Here is a 19,902-nt window from a genome sequence, read left to right on the forward strand (position 1 = left end):
CGACGCCCCGACGCCGGTCCCGTGGTGCCGGTGTCGGGCTGGCCCGGCGTCAGGCGGGCGCGAAGACGCTGAGCGTGACGGCGACCGTGACCGTCGTGTAGCCGGGCAGGTCGGCGATCGCCTGCTCGAAGACGTCGTCGTCGAGGTGGTGGGCGCTCGGCCCCATGCGGACCTCGTCGCGCACCTCTTCCGGCATCAACTCGACGGCATAGTCGAGCGTGTCGCGGGAGCGGAGCTCGAACCCGTCGAGCTGCGCGTCGAGGCGGGCGTCCTTGCGCTCGGCGATTCCGATCATGCCGAGCCGGTCGCGCAGTTCGGCGAGGTGACCGGGTTGCGGTGTCACGACGGTGAGCAGGCCGTCCGGGCGGAGCACCCGACGCATCTCGGGACCGTTGCGTGGGCCGAAGATGCTCAACAGGTGGTCGACCGAGGCGGTCCGGAGCGGGAAGGGTGCCCAGGCGTCGGCCGTGGCGGCTGCCGCTCTTCCGTGCGCGCGGGCGGCGCGACGTGCAGCGAGCGGCGACAGGTCGAAGCCGAACCCGCGCCAAGCCGGCCGGGCGTCGAGGATCCGGCCCAGGTAGTAGCCGGTCCCGCCGGCGATGTCCACGACGAGTGGGGCGCTGTCGTCGTCGACCGAGCCGTCCGGGAGGAAGCGCGCGAGCGGCAGGGTCGTGGCGACGTGGTCCGCGATCGGCTCGTAGTGCTCGGCCTCGAGGAACGCTGCGCGGGCCGCGACCATCTCCTGCGTGTCGCCGGTCTTCGGCGTCCGACCGCCGACGACGAGCGAGGCGTACCCCTGCCGGGCGATGTCGAAGCTGTGACCGGCGGGGCAGCGGAGCACGCGGTCGCCGAGCTCGAGGGTCGCGGTGCAGATCGTGCACGCGAGATCGGGGGCGACGAGGCTCAGCCGATCGTGCTGCGGGACGTCACCGAGGATCGGCATGCCTTCGAAACGCTCCGCTTCCAGCTGCTGTGTCCGTCGCCGCCGCGATGCTTCCGGTTGTCGCACTTCACCCACACGGTGAGTCTAGGCGCGTGCCGCATGGTGCGTGCGCCGGAACGTTCGAGCAGCGATCCGTCGCGGCGGGCTTCGGCACCGCGGTGACTCGATCGGCTCGGTGACTCAGTCCTCGAGCGCGCTCCGCAGACGCTCGACGTCCTCGTGTGCTGCGTCGCTCGCACGCTGCGCCCGGTCAGCCTCCCGCTGGCGTCGGGCCCACTCGCGATCGGCGTCGGCGATGTCCGCGTCGAGCTCCTCGAGCCGCCGTGCGAGGTCCTCGCGGTCACGCTGCAGTCCCGATCGCCGGACCGCCGACTCGTCCAGGAAGGCGGTCGCCTCCTCACTCGCGCTGGACGCTGCCTCCTCGTCGCGCTCGGCCGCCTCCAGCCGGGTCCGAAGGCGTCGGCGTCGGTCGTCGTCGTCGTCGTCGGAACGGTCGCCGTCTCCGTCGCCCCACGTCCCGAGGGAGCCGTCGGCGGTGGAGCGCCCACCGGGGGATCCTGGACCGCCGACCACACCACCCCACTCCGCTCCGCTCGAGGTCGGGGCGTCGGTCAGCCGCCCGGACGACACCTGCGCGGCGAGATCGGCGTCGGCACTCGCCGCCTGCAGACTCTGGCGGACGGTCTCGATCACCGCTCCGGAGAGGGACACCCCCTCCGCTGCTGCGGCCTCGACGGTGGCGGTGACGAGCGTCGCGATCAGCGAGCGACGTTCGGTGCCGAGCGTGCGGAGCGCAGTGGCGTCGCCGGAGCGTTGAGCGTCGCCGAGCGCGGAGCCGAGTTGTTCCAGTTCGCTGAGCAGGTCCGGGCGGTGCGCCGTCAACACGTTGAGCGCCCAGGCGGCGACCGACGGTTTGCGGAGCGCGAGGATCGCCGTCGCCAGGTCGTCGTCTCCGTCGTCGCGCGCTGCGACGGCCAGGCGTTTGCGCTCCGCCACGAAGCCGCTGAGGGGGACGCGCAGTAACTCGACGGCTGCGGACGCGAGGCCAGTCGGGGCCGGCGTTCCGGTGTCGCGGTCATCGGGCACGGTGCCGCTCCCTCGCATCATTTCACGTCAGGCTAGCGCCCTCTTGCGCCAGAACGGAGTCCGACTGTCGCCTTTTCGGGGGTCGATACCGACAATGTGGACATGGATGCCAGACCTTACCCCGCCACAGCGGAGCCGCCAGAAACAGCGGCCTGCACCGACTTGAAGACCCTCCTCAGGACCGTGGACTTCCCGATCTCACGCCGCGAACTGCAGTCGATCGCCGTCCGTTCCGGACTCGACCGCGGGACGCTCGCCGCGCTCAACACGCTCACCGAAGAGCACTACGCCGGCTCGTTCAGCATCCTCCGCGAACTCCGCCACCACGGCGAGCTCCGTCGCTCCGCCTGACCACCCCGTCCGACACCTGGTGGACTCCCCAGCGCGGTGCGCTGACGTGAGCGCGGGTCACAGCCCCGAGCGCGGGTCTCCGGAGGGGCGCGCTCACGCTTGCGGGGCGCGGTGACGTCAGCGCACCGCGCTGGCGATTCCGACAGACATCGTGCAACGCAGAAACCCCCGCCGAGGCGAGGGTTTCGAACTGAGATCCAGTGCGGAGACGGCGGGATTTGAACCCGCGGTCCCCTTACGGGGACTCCACCTTAGCAGGGTGGTGCACTAGGCCGAACTATGCGACGTCTCCATGTGCGCTCGCAAGCGGACGCACGACGACCAGCATAACCGGTGATGGGCGTGGTGACGAATCCCCGGGTCCGAACCCGGGTCCGAGACGCCCTTCGACACTTCGACAAGCTCAGTGCGGCGCAGCTCAGGGACCGAACCAGGTTGGGACCGGGCCGCTGACGGACCGGGACGCCTACTGGTTGTCGAGGGTACGACCGCGGGAGCAGGTGCGCTGGTCGGCGGTCTGGCCCGTCACGGACGACGGAAGGACCACTGCACCACCGGCGGAGGGGTCGGTCGCATCGGCAGGCGGGGCCGTCGCGGCAGGATCGCCACCGGCATCCGCACCCTCGGCGGGATCGACCGCGGTCGGGTCGGTCGGGTTCGCCACCGCACCGGCGCCCGTCGCGCCCGAGAGCTGGATGGGCTGGTCGTTGCCGAGCGCCTCGAACAGCGCGGCTGCCGCATCGTCGATCGGCTCGACGCCACCCTCGACGGCCGCGTTCGGATACTGCACGAACGCGATGTTCGCGAGGTCGACCTCACGCAGCGTCATGGCGATCGCGATCATCGTGTCGAGGCTCGTCAGGCTGTCGGACAGCTGCATGTTCTTCGCCGCCGCTTTGGCCAGGGAGTAGAGGATTCCAGGGTTGGTCAGCGTCTCGGCGCTCTTCACCTGCTGCATCATCGCCGACAGGAACACCTGCTGGTTGCTGATGCGACTGAGGTCGCTGCCGTCGCCGACACCGTGCCTGGTGCGGAGGAACTGCAGTGCCTCGTACCCCTCGAGCGTGTGCTCGCCAGCCGAGAGGAAGGTGTTCGTGTACTCGTCCTCGATCGGGTCGGCGACACACACCGTCACCCCACCGAGCGCGGTCGACATCGCCATCACGCCGCTGAACTGGACCTCTGCGGCGAACGGGATCTCGAGGCCGGTGAGCTGCGACACCGTCAACGCCGTGCAGGCGAGCCCCCCGTAGCTGAGCGAGGTGTTGATCTTCTGGCGGCTCATCGAGTCGAACGAGCCACCGGACGGGTCGGGGCAGGACGGGATCGGGACGAACATGTCGCGCGGGAAGCTGACGACGGTCGCGTTGCTGTGGTCTTCGGAGATGTGCACGAGCATCGTGACGTCGTTGAGGTTGCCCGTCTCCTCCTCGGCATCACCGAAGACGGGATCCTGACCGGCGCGCGAGTCGCTGCCGACGATCAGGAGGTTGACACCGCCGGGATACGCTCCGATCGCGGGCAGATCGGTGACCGCGTCACCCTGCGAGTCGACGAGCGCGACGCCGGGTTTCACGGTCGCGGCGACGTCCCAGAGGGCGATGCCGGCGACGATGCCACCGCTGACCAGTGCGACCGCGAGCGTCGAGGCGACGATCTTCAGGGCGGTCGCGATCGGGTTCGACCGCTTGAGTCGTCCGTGGCGGGCGATGGTCGCGAGCTTCTTCGGGCGGGGCCCACGAGCTGCCGCTCGGCGTGCCGCGGCGTCGCCGGCGGGCTCGTCGATGTCGGTCGAATGCGGGGGCATTCGTCGATTCAACCACGGGTTCATGTGAAGCGCACAGCCCGGAGCCGTGGGCTCCGAGGCGCGGGAGTCTCTCGGGGCGGTGAAAGCAGTGCGGAGGGCGTGGGATTCGAACCCCGCAACGCGCCAGCGTTGCGCCGCCAGGCCCAACCAGCCATCTCAAGAACCTGCGGAGGGCGTGGGATTCGAACCCACGAGACATTTCTGCCCACCAGTTTTCAAGACTGGCTCCATCGGCCGCTCGGACAGCCCTCCTGATGGTCGATCGCCCGCGATGACGCAGCTGACGACCAGGATCGAGTGTATCGGATGGGGCCAGCGACGAAGCGGCCCCATCCGATCACGCGGTGACTACTGGTCTTCCTCCGGACGACCCGCCGTGCAGGTGTTCTGCGCGGCGTTCTGGCCCGTGATCGTGTCGGGCAAGGCGACAGGGCCGGCGGCGGACGGGTCCGCGGGCGCTGCCGGGTCCGCCGTGGCAGCCGGATCGGCAGCCGCGTCGGTGGTCGCCGGGTCTGGCGTGACCGGCGCGTTCGGGTCGGTCACGACGTACTTGCCGGTGGCGGACAGGGCGACGGCCTGGTCGCTCTGCAGCGCCGTCCACAGGACGTCGGCATCGGACGTCGCCTCGACTCCGCCCTCGACCGTGGCCGTCGGCGTCTGGACGAACGCGACGCGGTCGAGCGGGATGTCCTTGAGCGCTGCGGCGATCGACACCATCGTGTCGATATTGTTCAGGCTGCTCGACAGGGTCACGTTCTTCAGCGCGGCGCGGGCGATCGAGTAGAGCTTGATCGGGTCGGAGAGCGTGTCGCTGCTCTTCAGCGTGCGGACGAGCGAGGAGAGGAAGACCTGCTGGTTCGAGATCCGCGAGAGGTCGCTGCCGTCGCCGACGCCGTGACGTGAGCGGAGGAAGGCGAGGGCGGACGCGCCCGAGAGGTCGTGGGTGCCGACGTCGAGGTTGATGCCGCTCCAGGCGTCGTTGAGGGGCTCGGTGACACACACCGGCACGCCGCCGACCGCGTTCGACATCGAGATGACGCCGTCGAAGCCGATCTGCGCGGCGAACGGGATGGAGAGGCCGGTGATGCCCTCGACCGTGGAGACCGCGCAGGCGAGCCCGCCGTCGGCCCCGCCGTACATGAGGGCGGTGTTCATCTTGTCGCGACCGTTGCCGCCGTCGGCGCAGTCGCCGATCTGCACGTACATGTCGCGCGGGAAGCTGACGACCGTGGCGCTCGAGTGGTCTGCCGAGATGTGCATGAGGATCGTGACGTCGTTGAGGTTCTCGTCTCGCTCGCCGTACGCCTGGTTGCCATCGCCCGAGTCGCTGCCGACGAGGAGCAGGTTGACGCCGCCCTCGATCGCGCCGATGTTGGGCGGCGGCGCACCCGGCGTCTCGTTGTCGAGGTGGGCGACGGGCTTGACGCTGTTGGCGAGGTCGAGCGCGGCCACACCGGCGACCGCGATGCCACTCACGCCGACGACGGCGGCCGTCGCGGCGACGATCTTCGCGACGGTGACGAACGGGTTCGACTTGCGGAGTCTGCCGTGACGGACGGCGGCGCGCGGTTTGGACGCGTCGGCGTTGCGGGTCATGGATCTCGCTCTCGTCTCAGGAACAGGGGTGGCCGGAACCCAGGAGACCGGGCTGCGGCGAGTCGTCCGGCGACACCTGGAGCAGGCGCGCACCGACGCCCGTGCCCACCGGAAACGGCGTATCGGCACGGAGCTTTGGACGATGCTAACCCGAAATGCTCCTCAGGAGCTGAGAGAGACCGTCGTCGGTGACCGTGCCGGTGACCTCCGACGCGACCGCGAGGACCTCCTCGGGCGCCTGGCCCATGGCGACACCGCGCCCTCCGGCTGCGGCCCAGCCGAGCATGTCGACGTCGTTGCGGCCGTCGCCGACGGCGACCATCTGCGAGCGCTCGAGCCCCAGCCACTCCCGGACACGCTCCAGCGCGGTCGCCTTGTTGACGCCCTTCGGCGCGATGTCGAGCCATGCCGTCCAGCCGATCGCGTAGCTCACCTGGCTGAGCCCGATCTTGTCGACGATGCGGAGGAACTCCTCCTCGTCGTGGCTCGGGGATACGACGACGACGCGTGTCACGGGGCTCGTGACGAGCTCCTCGAACGGCACCTCGATCGCGTTCTCGAGGTTCCAGTCCTCCATGCCGACCGTGTACTTGCGGAAGCCGTCGGGGTATTCGACCATGTAGCTGCCCTCGGAGAGGTGCGGCTGGATGAGCCCGAGGACCTCGGTCGGGTCGAAGGTCTCCATGAAGAAGCGCTCATAGGAGTCGGGCTTCGACTCGTCGCGCTTCATGATGAGCGCACCGTTCGCGCAGACGACGTACTGCGGCGTCAGCTCGAGCTCCTCGAGCACCGGGCGCGTGCTCTCCCAGCTGCGACCGGTGGCCAAGGTGACGATGTGGCCGAGCGAGACCACGCGGCGCACCTCGTCGGCGACCGACAGGCTGAGCGAACCGTCCTCGTGCAGCACGGTGCCGTCGATGTCGAGGGCGACGAGCAGCGGGGTCGCGGTGGTGGTCGTCTCGTCCGTCATCGGATCGGCCTCGCGACCTCGATGCCGCCCAGGTACGGACGCAGCACCTCGGGGATGACGACGCTGCCGTCCTCCTGCTGGTGCGTCTCGAGGATCGCGACGATCCAGCGGGTGGTCGCGAGCGTTCCGTTGAGCGTCGCGACCGGCGTGGTCTTGCCCGACTCCCCGCGGTACCGGGTGTCGAGGCGACGCGCCTGGTAGGTGGTGCAGTTCGAGGTGCTGGTGAGCTCGCGGTACGCGTCCTGCGTCGGCACCCAGGCCTCGACGTCGAACTTGCGTGCCGCGCTCGACCCGAGGTCGCCGGCGGCCGTGTCGATGACCCGGTAGCTGAGGCCGAGCGACTGCAGCATCGCCTCCTGGTACGACAGCAGGCGCTCGTGCTCGGCGGCGGCGTCCTCCGGCTTGGTGTAGACGAACATCTCGAGCTTGTTGAACTGGTGCACCCGGATGATGCCGCGGGTGTCGCGCCCGTAGGACCCGGCCTCCTTGCGGTAGCAGGTCGACCAGCCGGCGTAGCGGAGCGCGCCCTCCTCGAGGTCGAGGATCTCGTCGGAGTGGTACCCGGCGAGCGCCACCTCGCTCGTGCCGGTGAGGAAGAGGTCTTCACCGGCGATCTGGTAAACCTCGTCGGCGTGCTCGCCGAGGAAGCCGGTGCCCTTCATGATCTCGGGGCGCACGAGCGTCGGCGTGATGAGCGGGACGAAGCCGGCCTCGATCGCGCGGTCGAGCGCGAGGTTCATGAGGGCGATCTCGAGGCGGGCGCCGATGCCGCGGAGGAAGTAGAAGCGCGAGCCGCTGACCTTGGTGCCGCGCTGCATGTCGATGGCGCCGAGGAGTTCCCCGAGCTCGAGGTGGTCGCGCGGGGTGAAGTCGAACGAGGGGCGTTCGCCGACCTCGCGGAGCGTGATGAAGTCGGCCTCGCCGCCGGCGGGCACGCCCTCGAGGACCGGGTTCTGGATGCGACCGGCGACGTCGGCGAAGTAGGCCTCGGCCTCGGTCGCGACCTGCTGGGCCTCCTTGACGCGGGCGGCGAGCTGCTGCGCCTGGGCGACGAGTGCGGCCTTCTCCTCCTTGGGGGCCTTGGCGACCTGCTTGCCGAACGCGTTCTGCTCGGCACGGAGTTCCTCGAACCCGGTGATCGCAGCGCGGCGTGCGGTGTCGGCGTCGATCGCCTGGTCGACGAGGTCGACGGAGGACCCTCGCTTCTGCTGCGACGCTCGGAGGACTTCTGGCTGTTCGCGGAGGAGTACGGGATCGATCACCCGGCAAGTCTAGCGATCGAGGTCGGTGACGAGGCCCCGGGACAGTACCGTTGGGCCATGCCGACTCCCCCGCACGCCGCGCTCGTGTACAACCCGGTGAAGGTCGACGCCACCCGGCTGCGGAGCGCGTTGGAGGCGCGGTCGCAGGAGGCGGGATGGGCGGCTCCGCACCTGTACGAGACGAGCGTCGACGACCCCGGTGTCGGTCAGGCGAGGCGAGCGGTCCTCGACGGCGCCCGGGTGGTGCTCGTGGCCGGCGGCGACGGGACCGTGCGGGCCGTCGCCGAGGGGCTGCGCGGGAGCGGTGTGCCGCTGACCCTCATCCCCTCGGGGACCGGCAACCTGCTCGCGAGGAACCTGAAGCTGCCGCTCGGCGACCAGGTGGCCGCGATCGGGACGGCGTTCACGGGCGACACGCGCGCGATCGACATCGGCGTCGCCATGATCACCCGTGCCGACGGGTCGGAGGAGGAGCACGCGTTCGTCGTGATGGCCGGCATGGGCATCGACGCGATGATGATCGCCACCGCGAACCCCGACCTCAAGAAGTCGCTCGGCTGGCTCGCCTATGTCGAGTCCGGTCTCCGCTCGATCGCCACGGCCGCGCCGTTCCGCATCCACTACCAGTTGCGCGGGCACCGTCAGCATGCGGCGACCGTGAGCTCGGTGCTCGTCGGGAACTGCGGCACGCTGCAGGGCGGGGTGCAGCTCATGCCGGACGCCGAACTCGACGACGGGTTCCTCGACGTCGCGGTGCTGCAACCGAAGGGTGCCTTCGGCTGGCTGCTCGTGTGGCGGAAGGTGACGTGGGAGAACCGGGTCCTGCGGCGGACTGCCGTGGGGCGACGGATGATCCGTTTCACCGAGGGCCGGGGTGGGAACACCGTGACGAACCTGCGTGCTGAGGCCCTGACCGTGCGGGTCGACGAGGCCCAGGACCTCGAGCTCGACGGCGACGCGTTCGGCATGGCGACCATGGTCGCGTTCGACGCGCACCGCGGCGGGTTGCTCGTCAAGCTCCCGTAGCCATCTCGCGTCCCCTATCCCGACTCGGTTTGGGTGGGGTGCCAGCGCGGTGCGCTGGCGTGAGCGCGGGTCATCGACGTGAGCGCGGGGCTCCGGAGGGGCGCGCTCACACGCCTGACCCGCAGTGACGCCGATGCGTGCATGGTGACGTCAGCGCAGCGCGCTGACGGACGAACGGCGACACCGAAACATCCGGATGTCTGGCGGGCCAGACAGCCACAGCCCGGTCGCTCTCGCCGCGCGGGCCCCGGGAGGAGTGGACTGATCACATGACCGACATGCCGACCACCACCCGGACCATCCGTGCCGCTCGCGGCACCACCCTCACCGCCAAGAGCTGGCAGACCGAGGGCCCGCTCCGGATGCTCATGAACAACCTCGACCCCGAGGTCGCCGAGCACCCCGAGGACCTCGTCGTCTACGGCGGCACCGGGAAGGCCGCGCGCAACTGGGAGGCGTACGACGCGATCGTCCGCACGCTCGAAGGGCTGGAGGCCGACGAGACCCTGCTCGTGCAGTCCGGCAAGCCCGTCGGCGTCTTCCGCACGCACGAGTGGGCACCGCGCGTGCTCATCGCGAACTCCAACCTCGTCGGTGACTGGGCGACGTGGCCCGAGTTCCGCAAGCTCGAGGCCGAGGGTCTCACCATGTACGGGCAGATGACCGCCGGCTCGTGGATCTACATCGGCACGCAGGGCATCCTCCAGGGCACCTACGAGACCTTCGCCGCCATCGCCGACAAGCGGTTCGGTGGCACCCTCGCCGGGACGCTGACCCTCACCGGCGGCGCCGGCGGCATGGGCGGGGCACAGCCACTCGCCGTGACGCTCAACGAGGGCGTCGTGCTCATCGTCGACGTCGACCCGAGCCGACTGGAGCGACGCGTCGAGCACCGCTACCTCGACGAGATGACGGACGACCTCGACGACGCCGCCGAACGCGTGCTCGCCGCCAAGGCCGAACGGCGCCCGCTGTCGGTCGGTCTCGTCGGCAACGCCGCGACCGTCTTCCCCGAACTGCTGCGGCGCGGTGTCGCCATCGACATCGTCACCGACCAGACGAGCGCTCACGACCCGCTCGCCTACCTGCCCGAGGACACGGCGCTCGCCGACTGGCAGACCGAGGCGGCGGCCGACCCGGTCGACTTCACGCGCCGCTCGCGACTCGCCATGGCGAAGCAGGTGCAGGCGATGGTCGACTTCCAGGACGCCGGCGCCGAGGTCTTCGACTACGGCAACTCCATCCGCGCCGAGGCGAAACTCGGCGGTTGCGAGCGCGCCTTCGACTTCCCCGGCTTCGTGCCCGCCTACATCCGGCCGCTCTTCGCCGAGGGCAAGGGCCCGTTCCGCTGGGCGGCCCTGTCCGGCGACCCGGCGGACATCGCCGCGACCGACCGCGCCATCCTCGAACTGTTCCCCGAGGACGAGAAGCTGCGCCGCTGGATCACCTCGGCCGGCGAGAAGATCGCCTTCGAGGGGCTGCCCGCCCGCATCTGCTGGCTCGGCTACCAGGAGCGCCACCTCGCCGGCCTGAAGTTCAACGAGATGGTCGCCTCGGGCGAGCTGAGCGCGCCCGTGGTCATCGGCCGCGACCACCTCGACTCCGGTTCCGTCGCCTCGCCGTACCGCGAGACGGAGGCCATGGCCGACGGCTCCGACGCGATCGCCGACTGGCCGCTGCTCAACGCCCTGCTCAACACGGCGTCCGGCGCGACCTGGGTGTCGATCCACCACGGCGGCGGGGTCGGCATCGGCCGGTCCATCCACGCCGGTCAGGTGATCGTCGCCGACGGGACGCCGCTCGCCGCCGAGAAGATCGCGCGCGTGCTCGTCAACGACCCGGGCACCGGCGTCATGCGTCACGTCGACGCCGGCTATGAGCGGGCGGCCGAGGTCGCCCGCGAACGCGGCCTGCGGGTGCCGATGTGGGAGGGCGAGTGACCGACGGCCTGATCGCCCACGGTCGGCTCGCCGGGCTCGACGAGATCACCGGCGTCGGCGTCGATCCGGCACGCGGCGGGTACTCCCGGCACGTCTGGACGCCGGCCGAGTTCGAGCTGCGCGAGTGGTTCACCGCTCGCGCCGCCCGACTCGGGCTCGACGTCGAGACGGACCGGAACGGCAACCTGTGGGCGTGGTGGGGCGAGCCTGGGCCCGACGCGGTCGTCACCGGCAGCCACCTCGACTCCGTCCCGGGCGGCGGCGCCTTCGACGGGCCGCTCGGCGTCGTCTCAGCGCTGGACGCCGTCGCGCGTCTGCAGGCCACCGGGTTCCAGCCGTCGCGTCCCGTCGCCGTCGTGGTGTTCGCCGAGGAGGAGGGGTCCCGGTTCGGGGTCGCCTGCCTCGGATCCCGGCTCCTGTCCGGGGCCATCACCGCGGACGCCGCCCGAGCGCTGACCGACGCGGACGGGGTCACCGTGGCGGAGGCCGCAGCGGCCGCCGGGCTCGCTCCCGAGCACCTCGGCCGCGACGACGAGGCGCTCGGCCGCGTCGGACTCTTCATCGAGTTGCACGTGGAACAGGGTCGCGGCCTCATCGACCTCGGCTCGCCCACCGCCGTCGCCTCGTCGATCCTCGCCCACGGCCGCTGGCGACTCCGCGTGAGCGGTCAGGGGAACCATGCCGGCGCCACCGGCATGCGCGAGCGCCGTGATCCCGTGGTCGCCGCGGCACGGGCCGTCCTCGCGGTCGAGCAGGCAGCCCTCGCGACGGACGACGCCCGCGCCACCGTCGGCCGCATGCGCATCGTGCCGGGCGGCACCAACGTCATCGCCTCCGAGGTCGACGCCTGGGTGGACGCCCGCGCCGCCACCGACGCCGGCACGCGCGCCCTCGTCGCGGACATCGAGAGCCGGGTGCAAGAGGCCGTCGCCGGTTCCGGCTGTACAGCTGAGCTGGTCGAGGAGTCGTGGTCGGGCGTCGTCGAGTTCGACCCCGAGCTCGCCGCGCGGCTGGCGGGCACCCTCGGCGGGGTCCCCCTGCTGCCGACGGGTGCCGGTCACGACGCCGGTGTCCTGAACGGAGCCGTGCCGACGGCGATGGTCTTCGTGCGGAACCCGACGGGCGTCTCGCACTCGCCGGAGGAGTTCGCCGAGGCGGACGACTGCGTCGCCGGTGTCGAGGCGCTCGAGACCCTGCTCCGGAGCGTCCTGTGACGGTCGCGAGCGTCGACCTCGGCGCAGCGGACGTCCGGCCTCCCATCTGGGCCGCGACCGCGATCATCGACGGTCGCCCGATCCACCGCGTACGCTTCACGGCCGACGACTCCGGACGGATCACCGCCGTCGAGCGGGGCGTCGGGCCGCAGACGGGCGACCGACGCCTCGGAACGGTCATCCCGGGCATGGGGAACGCCCACTCCCACGCGTTCCACCGCCTCCTGCGGGGGCGCACCCACGCCGACGGCGGTGACTTCTGGCAGTGGCGCGAGGCGATGTACGCGGCGGCCGTGAGCCTCGACCCGGACCACTACGGCCGGGTGGCCCGCGCCGTCTTCGGCGAGATGCTCGTCAGCGGGTGGACCGCTGTCGGCGAATTCCACTACGTGCACCACCAGGCCGACGGCACCCCGTACCCGACCGCCCACGCGATGGAGCTGGCGGTCGCCGGAGCCGCCGCCGACGTCGGCATCCGGCTCACCCTCCTCGACACGGCTTACCTCGCGAGTGGCCTCGGACCCGCCGGAGGTCCCGCCGCTCCGCTGCTCACCGAACAGCTCGCGTTCGGCGACGGCGACGCGTCCGGCTGGCTCGCCCGCTGGCATCGACTGCGCGACGCGCTCTCCGGCTCGGTCGGCGCCACCGGGCTCGTCACGCTCGGTGCCGCGCTGCACTCCGTACGCGCCGTGCCCGTCGACGCCATGCGCACGATCCTCGCCGGCCTGCCCGACGACGTCCCGCTGCACGTCCACCTGTCGGAGCAACCGCAGGAGAACGTCGACACGCTCGCGAAGACGGGCAGGACGCCGACGGGCGTGCTCGCCGCGCTCGGTGCGCTCGCCCCACGCATCAGCCTCGTCCACGCGACGCACCTGACCGACGCGGACGTCACGGCGATCGGGCGGTCCGGCGCGACCGTCGTGATGTGCCCGACGACCGAAGCCGACCTCGGTGACGGCATCGGACCGGCCCGCCGCCTCGCGGACGCGGGTGCCCGGATCGCCGTCGGCTCCGACCAGAACGCCGTGGTCGACCCGCTGCTCGAACTGCGTGGACTCGAAGCCGGTGAGCGGCTCGCCTCCGGCAGACGCGGCCGGTTCTCGCCCGCCGAGCTCCTCGCGGCGGGCACCGACAACGGGTACCGTTCGCTCGGACTCGGGCGGCACACGCTGGATGTCGGCGACCCGCTCGACCTCGTCGAGGTGTCGACGTCGAGTCTGCGCACCACCGGCGCCGACCCGGCACAACTCGCCCTCGTCGCGACCGCGTCCGACGTCGAGCGGGTCGTCGTGGGCGGGCGGCTCGTGGCGGAGGGAGGCCGGCTGCTCGCGACGTCACGGGAGTCGACGCCGGAACAGCTCCTCGCGGTGGCCCTCGCGGAGCTGGCAGCATCGACGGAGACGCCCCGGACAGCCACCTCGTCCCCGACACCTGATCACCCCTCGCAGGAGATGCAGCCATGACCAGCGAACTCATCACCGGCATCGCCGAGCTCACGACCAACGCGGGCTCCGGGCCGGGCGACGTCGACGGCAACCGGATCACCGATGCGGCGCTCGTCATCGACGACGGCCGGATCGCGTGGCTCGGCGCAGCGGTCGACGCGCCCGACGCCGACGCGCGGACCGACGTGGGCGGGCGCGCCGTGCTCCCGGGTTGGGTCGACACGCACACGCATCTCGTGTTCGCGGGCGACCGCTCGGCGGAGTTCGAGGCGCGCATGGCCGGCGGCCGGTATGCGGCGGGCGGGATCGCGACGACCGTGGCGGCCACCCGGGCGGCTTCCGAGGAGCAGCTCGTCACGGGTGCGCGGCGGTTGCGGTCGGAGTCGCTCGCGCAGGGGACGACGTTCCTCGAGGCGAAGACCGGCTACGCGCTCGACGTGGAGGGCGAGGCGCGATCCGCTCGGGCGGCGGCCGAGGTCGCCGACGTCGTCACCTTCCTCGGAGCCCATCTCGTGCCGGCCGGTGTCGACCGCCGCGACTACCTCGACCTCGTGACCGGGCCGATGCTCGCGGCGGTGGCTCCGTTCGCGTCCTACATCGACGCGTTCTGCGAGGTCGGCGCCTTCGACGTCGAGGAGTCGCGCGAGGTGCTGCTCGCCGGTCGCGCCGCTGGCTTGGGTGTCCGGGTGCACGGGAACCAGCTCGGCGAGAGCGGCGGGGTGCCCCTCGCGGTCGAGTTGGAGGCGGCGAGTGTCGACCACTGCAACCACCTCTCTGACGCCGACGTCGACCTCCTGGCGGGTTCGTCGACGGTCGCCACCCTGCTGCCCGCCTGCGACCTGTCCACGCGCGAACCGTTCCCGCCGGCGCGCGCGCTCATCGACGCCGGTGCTTCGATCGCGCTCGCGACCAATTGCAACCCGGGCACCTCGTACACGACGTCGATGGCGTACTGCGTGGCGACCGCCGTGCTGCAGATGCGGCTGACGATCGCCGAGGCGGTGTGGGCGGCGACGCGAGGGGCCGCGGTGGCGGTCGGCCGCGAGCACGGTGTCGACGCCGTCGGATCGCTTCGCGTGGGTGGTCTCGCGGACCTGCAGGTGCTCGACGCGCCCTCGGTCTCGCACCTCGCCTACCGGCCCGGCGTGCCGTTGACGGTCGGCGTCCGGCAGCGCGGCGAGCGCGTCACGGCCGGGACGACGCAGCGGTGAGCGACGCGACGGAGGGTCACGCACTCATGCTGCTGCCGGCCGACCGGCATCGGAGCTACGGCTGGCGGAACGGACTGGGGACCGCGACGGAGATCGCCGTCGAGGCCGTCGGGCTTCGGACCGATGGTGGGCTCGGCGGCGGTGACGCGCCGGCCGCCCCGGGGTGGACGCTGAGCATCGCGACGGTCGAGTCGGATGTCGCCTTCTCGTCGTTCCCCGGCGTCGACCGTCAGCTGATGGCGTTGTCGTCGGGCGGACTCGGACTCGTGATCGACGGTGAGCGGGTCGAGTTGGACCGGTGGCAGGTCGCCGCCTTCGACGGGGCCTCAGCGGTGTCGTCGCGGGGCGTGGTCGGGCCGACGCTCGATCTCAACTTGATGGTGTCGCGGGATCGGTTCCGTGGATCGCTCGAGGTCGGCGTCGTCGATGGGTCGAGGCTCGTCACCACGCCGCCGGGAGCCACCACGTTCGTCGTGTTCCTCGATGGACTGCTGTCGGCGGAGGGGCCGGGTCTCAGCCCTGGTGCGCTCCAGCGGCACGACACCCTCCGGCTGGAGGCCGGCACCCTGTCCCTGACCGGCGACGCCACGATCGCGCTCGCCCAGGTCCTCCCCCACTTGTGATGGAGGCCAGCGCGGTGCGCTGACGCGAGCGCGCCCCGCAGCCGCGAGCGCGGGTCTCCAGAGGGGTGCGCTCACCTCCCAGACCCGCGCCCACGCCGATTCGGCAGGTCTCGCGCCAGCGCACCGCGCTGACCTGAGACCTCCCCACCGGGTGCCGGCGCGGTGCGCCCGCGTGAACGACGCACACCCGGCGTGAGCGCTCCCCGCGCACGCGAGCGCGGGTCTCCGGAAGGGCGCGCTCACGTCACAGACCCGCGCTCACGTCAGCGCACCGCGCTGACGCACACCCCAGCGGCGACGGCTACTTCGTGCGGTCGAGGACCGCGAAGCGGAAGGTGTAGGTGGCGTCGAGCGTGTCCTCGAGGCCCGTCACGTTCTTCTGGGCGAGGACCGTCTCGGTGCCCTGGAGCAGCGGGATGATCGGAGCCGCGGTCGCGGTCAGCGCCTGGATCTGCTCGATCGCCGCGATGCGCGCCGCCGGGTCGGTCGCCGTCGCCTCGGTGTCGATGAGCGCGTCGACGGCCGGGTCCGAGTATCCGTTGGCGACGGACGCGCCGGTCGTCGAGTACGCCGAACGCAGGAAGTTGTCGGGATCCGGGTAGTCCGGGAAGAACCCGAGCTGGTACGCCGGGTAACCCGACTCCGGGTTCAGCTCCTTCACGTAGCTCGTCCACTCCGTCGACTGCAGGTCGACGGTGAACAGGCCGGACGTCTCCAGCTGCGACTTGATGAGCGCGTACTCCTGGTCGGAGTCGGGGCCGTAGTGGTCGCTCGTGTACTGGATCGGCAGAGCGACCGGGGTGCTGACGCCCGCGGCCGCGAGGATCGCCGCGGCTTTCGCCGGGTCCGGCGCGTCACCGTACGCGGTCTGGAACGCGGGCGTCGCACCCGTCTGACCGTCGAGCACGACCGAGTAGGCCGGCGCGTAGGTGCCCTTGTAGACCTGGTCGGCGATCTCCTCACGATCGACGAGCGACGCGACCGCCTGCCGGATGGCGAGCTTCTGGGCGTCGTTCGCACCCGGCTGGGTGTTCAGGTTGAACGTGAGGAACCGCACCGAACCGCCCGGCCCGTCGACGACCTGCAGGTCGGAGTCGCTTCGGAGGTCGGCCACGTCCGTCGCGGTCAGCGAGCGGTAGGCGATGTCGACGTCGCCCTTCTCCAGGTCGAGCCGCAGGTTCGACGCCGTCGTGTACGGCTTGAGCACGACGTGCTGCGTCTTCGCGCGGGTCCCGGAGTAGCGCGAGTTCGCCTCGAGGGAGAGCAGCCCGCCCGCCTGGTAGCTGTCGACGGCGTAGGGGCCGGAGCCGATCACGTCGTCGTCGCTCAGCAGCTTGTCCGCCGGGAAGACCTCTTCGTCGACGATCGGCCCGGCCATGCTCGTGAGCACGTAGGGCCAGGTCTGGTCGTTCGGCACCGTGAGGTGGAAGACGACCTGGTTGTCGTCACCCTCCTCGACGCTGTCGAGGTTCGCGAGCAGCGGCGACGGGCCGTTGTCGGCGGCGATCTCACGGACGCGGGTGAAGGAGTAGACGACGTCCTCGGCCGTGAGCGCGTGGCCGTTGGAGAAGGTCAGCCCCTCCTTGACCGTGCAGACGTAGGTGGTCTCGTCGGCGAAGTCGCACGATTCCGCCGCGTCGGGGGCGGGGACGACGTCGCCCTCGTCGTAGCTGAGGAGGTGCTGGTAGATCTGGTTCTGCGGCGTGAAGGATCCACGATCCCAGGCACCGGCCGGGTCGAGCGAGACGATCTGATCGGTCGTACCGATGACGAGCGCGGTGGTCGTCGTGGTGCCGCCCTGGGCCGTGCAACCGGTGAGGGCGGCGACGACACCGAGGCCGATGGCGACCGTGGCGAATCTGGCGGATCGGTTCATGGAGCGGTTCCTTCGGGTGACTGCGGGAGTGCAAATGCTGATGCTGATGGCGCGACGGGGACCGCGTGGGCGGCGAGCGTGAACCTCGGGTGCGGTTCGGCTCCGTCGACGAGCTCGGCGATGAGGCGTCCCAGCACCGGGCCGAACTTGAACCCGTGACCGGAGAATCCCGTCGTGACGATGATGCTGTCGATCCGGTCGATCACGAAATCCTCGCTGGGGCTCAGATCGTAGAGGCAGCTGATGGTATGGGGTGCGGACGCGTCGACGCCGGGCACCCATTCGGCGACGTAGGCGGTGAGCCGCGCGAGTTCCTCGGGTTCGGCGAGGCCGTCGCGTTCGTCGGGGTGGACGTGGACGGCACCGCCGTGCAGCCCGACCTTGACCCCCTCGCCCGGCGTCAGCAGGCCGTACACGCTCGACCCCTCAGCGGGGTAGTGGACGAAACTCGGCCAGGCGTCGGCGGCCAGCTCGCTCGGGAAGTGGGCAGGCTGGACCTGCGTCACGACGATCTCGGGCAGCGGGCGACCGACGCTGCGAGCGAGGTCACCGACGAGGTCTGGTGTCCAGGAGCCGGCCGCGACGACCACGTGGTCCGCGACGACGTCGCCCAGCTCGGTGCGGACGACGGCGCCGCCGACACCTGCGGTCGGATCGTTCGACTCGGCCGGTTCGACGCCCGTCACCCGCACGTCGAAGCGCAGGGTCGCTCCGGCCACCTCGGCGAGGTCGAGCAGGGCTTCGATCGCCTCGGCGGAGTACAGTCGCCCGCCGGTCGCGTGGTGGAGGACCTCGCGGTCGAACCGCAGTCCGGGCCAGCGGTCGCTCGCCTGCTCCGGGGTGAGGCGCTCCGACGCGATCCCGCCTCGGGTCATCGCCGCCTCGATCGCCGAGAGCATCTCGGGTCGGCCGTGGTCGAGCGCGCCGGTGAGGTCGAGCAGCGTCCGTCCGCTCGCCGACTCGAGCGCCCGCCAGGCCGCGAGCGCCTCCGAGGTCAGGGAGACGTAGTCGTCGGCGTCGTAGCCCTGACGGAAGATGCGGGTCGCGCCATGTGAGGAGCCGTGCTCGTGACCGCGCGGGTACCGCTCGAGGAGCAGCACGTCCCGGCCCTGCTCGGCCAGCGAGCGCGCAGCCGCCGCACCGACGATCCCGGCACCGATGACCACGACCTCGGCGCGCGCCGGCAGCGCGGTCGGCGTCGCGTCCGCTGCCGGACCCGGCGCGGTCATCGGCCCGACTCCGCAGGCAGGCCCGACTCCGTGGTCGCGCGCGTCGCTGCGGTGGCGCGCGCGTCGACCGCACGACGAGCCGGCATCGCGGCGGCCACGGCGGCCTCGTCGGCGAACGGACGGGACGGGAATCGACCGGGCGCGTATCGCGACGCGTCGACGAAGGGGCTCTCACCCGTGACCATCAGTTCGGCGAGCATCCGGCCGAGTCCGGGGCCGTGCGTGACGCCGGACTCGTTGTCGCCGGCCACGACGTACAGCCCGTCGAGCTCCGGGACGGGCCCCGCGATGAAGCGGCGGTCCGCGGTGTACGACACGATCCCCTGCACGGCTTCGGCGTCGTCGACGACGGGCGCGGCGGCCGGGATGAGCTCGGAGATGATCGGCGACAGGTGCTCCCGCATCGCCTCGACGAGGTCGGGGCGATCCGGGCGACGGTCCGCCGGGCTGTCGTGCACCGCGAGCGCCTCGTAGCCGACACCGTTGCCATAGGTGAGACCGCCGAGGTGTTCCCGGATCCACAGTCCGTCGAGTTCCGGGATCATGAGGGTCGGCACCTCTCCGAGGCCGAACGGGGCGGTGGTCAGGCGGCTCGCGATCACGCGTGCGAACGGCAGCACGCGGTCCGTGGCGGCGAGGAGTTCGTTGGTCCAGGACCCTGCGGCGAGGACGACCTCGTCGCCGAGGACGCGCTCGCCGGTGGCGGTCAGCACGCCGACGGCTCGGCCGTCCTCGGCGAGGAAGTCGACGACGGGCGTGTGCTCGACGATCTCGACGCCCTCGGCCCGGGCGAGCGCCGCGAGCGCGAGTCCGGCGTCGGGCGCGCTGATCTGGATGCCGTCGGGATGGATGAACGCCCCGACGATGGCTTCGGGGTCGAGACCTGGAACGAGCTCGGCGGTCTCGACGGCGGTGAGCAGGCGGGCGTCCTCGGGTCGGAGCGGGTGCTCGGCGAACGGCAGCAGGTGGTCGAGCACGGCCTGCTCGGTGAGGGCGAGCCACACGTTGCCTGTGTTCCGCAGCCCGATGTCGTATCCGGCCGCGTCGAGCCCACGGTAGAAGTCGAGGCCCGCCTGCTCGAGGGCGTGTTCCGACTCGTCCCAGTACCAGGCGTAGCCTGCCGCCCACAGGCCGACGAAGCCCGCTCCCGCCGCGGTCGTCGCTCCGGCGGCGGTGCCCGACTCGAGGACCGTCACCCGTCGCCCGGCGCGGGCGAGGTGGACGGCGGTCGCCAGGCCGAAGAGGCCGGCACCGACGATGACGGTGGTTGCGGGGCGTGGGTCGGTCACCCTTCGAGGCTAGTCACTCGCCGTCCAGGAG

Annotated in this window: 16 protein-coding genes and 2 tRNA genes; 7 read left to right on the forward strand and 11 right to left on the reverse strand. The window is 71.4% G+C overall.

Features of this window, described 5'->3' with window-relative positions; genetic code table 11:
* Positions 1–49 precede the first annotated feature (49 nt).
* Both ACQ3HE_RS16110 and ACQ3HE_RS16115 read right to left on the reverse strand, forming a co-directional pair.
* Positions 50–1,018, reverse strand: coding sequence for a putative RNA methyltransferase (locus ACQ3HE_RS16110; protein ID WP_430893453.1), 969 nt, complete (start codon positions 1,016–1,018; stop codon positions 50–52).
* A 105-nt stretch (positions 1,019–1,123) separates the two neighbouring features.
* The gene (locus tag ACQ3HE_RS16115) at positions 1,124–2,029 is read right to left on the reverse strand and encodes a hypothetical protein (RefSeq protein ID WP_430893454.1); all 906 of its coding nucleotides are present in this window, start codon (positions 2,027–2,029) and stop codon (positions 1,124–1,126) included.
* Positions 2,030–2,131: 102 nt separating this feature from the next.
* Here ACQ3HE_RS16115 and ACQ3HE_RS16120 point away from each other — a divergent pair, with 102 nt between their 5' ends.
* Entirely contained in the window at positions 2,132–2,380 is a 249-nt protein-coding gene (locus ACQ3HE_RS16120) for a DUF2795 domain-containing protein (protein WP_430893455.1), read from the forward strand.
* 203 nt (positions 2,381–2,583) lie between these two features.
* On the opposite strand, the gene ACQ3HE_RS16125 is transcribed toward ACQ3HE_RS16120, so the two are convergent.
* The 6 genes from ACQ3HE_RS16125 to serS all read right to left on the reverse strand — a co-directional run bounded on the left by ACQ3HE_RS16125 (position 2,584) and on the right by serS (position 8,015).
* Positions 2,584–2,672, reverse strand: a tRNA-Ser gene (locus ACQ3HE_RS16125).
* Positions 2,673–2,846: 174 nt separating this feature from the next.
* Positions 2,847–4,187: an LCP family protein gene (locus ACQ3HE_RS16130; RefSeq protein WP_430893456.1), complete on the reverse strand. Its 1,341-nt coding sequence runs from the start codon at positions 4,185–4,187 to the stop codon at positions 2,847–2,849.
* A 167-nt stretch (positions 4,188–4,354) separates the two neighbouring features.
* Positions 4,355–4,439, reverse strand: a tRNA-Ser gene (locus tag ACQ3HE_RS16135).
* A 96-nt stretch (positions 4,440–4,535) separates the two neighbouring features.
* Positions 4,536–5,783, reverse strand: coding sequence for an LCP family protein (locus ACQ3HE_RS16140; protein ID WP_079706469.1), 1,248 nt, complete (start codon positions 5,781–5,783; stop codon positions 4,536–4,538).
* 145 nt (positions 5,784–5,928) lie between these two features.
* Positions 5,929–6,753 (reverse strand): HAD family hydrolase, encoded by an 825-nt coding sequence (locus ACQ3HE_RS16145; RefSeq protein WP_202939425.1) that lies wholly within the window; start codon positions 6,751–6,753, stop codon positions 5,929–5,931.
* A complete protein-coding gene (gene serS, locus ACQ3HE_RS16150) occupies positions 6,750–8,015 on the reverse strand; it encodes a serine--tRNA ligase (protein WP_426737357.1) in 1,266 nt (421 codons plus the stop codon). The genes ACQ3HE_RS16145 and serS overlap by 4 nt, the downstream gene beginning before the upstream one ends.
* A 57-nt stretch (positions 8,016–8,072) precedes the next feature.
* Between serS and ACQ3HE_RS16155 the strand changes: the two genes are divergently transcribed.
* The 6 genes from ACQ3HE_RS16155 (at position 8,073) to ACQ3HE_RS16180 (ending at position 15,477) form a co-directional block, all read left to right on the forward strand.
* Positions 8,073–9,041 (forward strand): diacylglycerol/lipid kinase family protein, encoded by a 969-nt coding sequence (locus tag ACQ3HE_RS16155; protein ID WP_159876072.1) that lies wholly within the window; start codon positions 8,073–8,075, stop codon positions 9,039–9,041.
* A 269-nt stretch (positions 9,042–9,310) separates the two neighbouring features.
* Complete coding sequence (gene hutU / locus ACQ3HE_RS16160) at positions 9,311–10,981, forward strand: urocanate hydratase (RefSeq protein ID WP_430893457.1); 1,671 nt, start codon at positions 9,311–9,313, stop codon at positions 10,979–10,981.
* Entirely contained in the window at positions 10,978–12,195 is a 1,218-nt protein-coding gene (locus tag ACQ3HE_RS16165; RefSeq protein WP_430893458.1) for an allantoate amidohydrolase, read from the forward strand. Before hutU ends, ACQ3HE_RS16165 begins: the two co-directional genes overlap by 4 nt.
* The gene (locus tag ACQ3HE_RS16170) at positions 12,192–13,661 is read left to right on the forward strand and encodes a formimidoylglutamate deiminase (protein ID WP_430893459.1); all 1,470 of its coding nucleotides are present in this window, start codon (positions 12,192–12,194) and stop codon (positions 13,659–13,661) included. Before ACQ3HE_RS16165 ends, ACQ3HE_RS16170 begins: the two co-directional genes overlap by 4 nt.
* Entirely contained in the window at positions 13,658–14,854 is a 1,197-nt protein-coding gene (gene hutI, locus ACQ3HE_RS16175) for an imidazolonepropionase (protein WP_430893460.1), read from the forward strand. Before ACQ3HE_RS16170 ends, hutI begins: the two co-directional genes overlap by 4 nt.
* Positions 14,851–15,477, forward strand: a complete 627-nt coding sequence (locus ACQ3HE_RS16180; RefSeq protein ID WP_430893461.1) for a HutD/Ves family protein — start codon at positions 14,851–14,853, stop codon at positions 15,475–15,477. The genes hutI and ACQ3HE_RS16180 overlap by 4 nt, the downstream gene beginning before the upstream one ends.
* A 301-nt stretch (positions 15,478–15,778) precedes the next feature.
* Here the strand turns inward: ACQ3HE_RS16180 and ACQ3HE_RS16185 are convergent, their stop codons facing one another.
* The 3 genes from ACQ3HE_RS16185 to ACQ3HE_RS16195 are packed head-to-tail and all read right to left on the reverse strand — an operon-like array spanning position 15,779 to position 19,871.
* Complete coding sequence (locus tag ACQ3HE_RS16185; RefSeq protein WP_430893462.1) at positions 15,779–17,353, reverse strand: ABC transporter substrate-binding protein; 1,575 nt, start codon at positions 17,351–17,353, stop codon at positions 15,779–15,781.
* A complete protein-coding gene (locus ACQ3HE_RS16190) occupies positions 17,350–18,582 on the reverse strand; it encodes an FAD-dependent oxidoreductase (RefSeq protein WP_430893463.1) in 1,233 nt (410 codons plus the stop codon). Before ACQ3HE_RS16190 ends, ACQ3HE_RS16185 begins: the two co-directional genes overlap by 4 nt.
* Positions 18,579–19,871 (reverse strand): NAD(P)/FAD-dependent oxidoreductase, encoded by a 1,293-nt coding sequence (locus ACQ3HE_RS16195; RefSeq protein WP_430893464.1) that lies wholly within the window; start codon positions 19,869–19,871, stop codon positions 18,579–18,581. Before ACQ3HE_RS16195 ends, ACQ3HE_RS16190 begins: the two co-directional genes overlap by 4 nt.
* Positions 19,872–19,902: the final 31 nt, after the last annotated feature.

It is taken from the genome of Plantibacter auratus (assembly GCF_050587365.1).
Lineage (GTDB): Bacteria > Actinomycetota > Actinomycetes > Actinomycetales > Microbacteriaceae > Plantibacter > Plantibacter auratus.

Excerpts from the sequence above, each read along its gene's own strand:
- ACQ3HE_RS16120 (WP_430893455.1), top strand. The coding sequence starts at position 2,132 with ATGGATGCCAGACCTTACCCCGCCACAGCGGAGCCGCCAGAAACAGCG.
- ACQ3HE_RS16130 (WP_430893456.1), bottom strand. The coding sequence starts at position 4,187 with ATGCCCCCGCATTCGACCGACATCGACGAGCCCGCCGGCGACGCCGCG.
- ACQ3HE_RS16140 (WP_079706469.1), bottom strand. The coding sequence starts at position 5,783 with ATGACCCGCAACGCCGACGCGTCCAAACCGCGCGCCGCCGTCCGTCAC.
- ACQ3HE_RS16145 (WP_202939425.1), bottom strand. The coding sequence starts at position 6,753 with ATGACGGACGAGACGACCACCACCGCGACCCCGCTGCTCGTCGCCCTC.
- ACQ3HE_RS16155 (WP_159876072.1), top strand. The coding sequence starts at position 8,073 with ATGCCGACTCCCCCGCACGCCGCGCTCGTGTACAACCCGGTGAAGGTC.
- hutU (WP_430893457.1), top strand. The coding sequence starts at position 9,311 with ATGACCGACATGCCGACCACCACCCGGACCATCCGTGCCGCTCGCGGC.
- hutI (WP_430893460.1), top strand. The coding sequence starts at position 13,658 with ATGACCAGCGAACTCATCACCGGCATCGCCGAGCTCACGACCAACGCG.
- ACQ3HE_RS16185 (WP_430893462.1), bottom strand. The coding sequence starts at position 17,353 with ATGAACCGATCCGCCAGATTCGCCACGGTCGCCATCGGCCTCGGTGTC.
- ACQ3HE_RS16190 (WP_430893463.1), bottom strand. The coding sequence starts at position 18,582 with ATGACCGCGCCGGGTCCGGCAGCGGACGCGACGCCGACCGCGCTGCCG.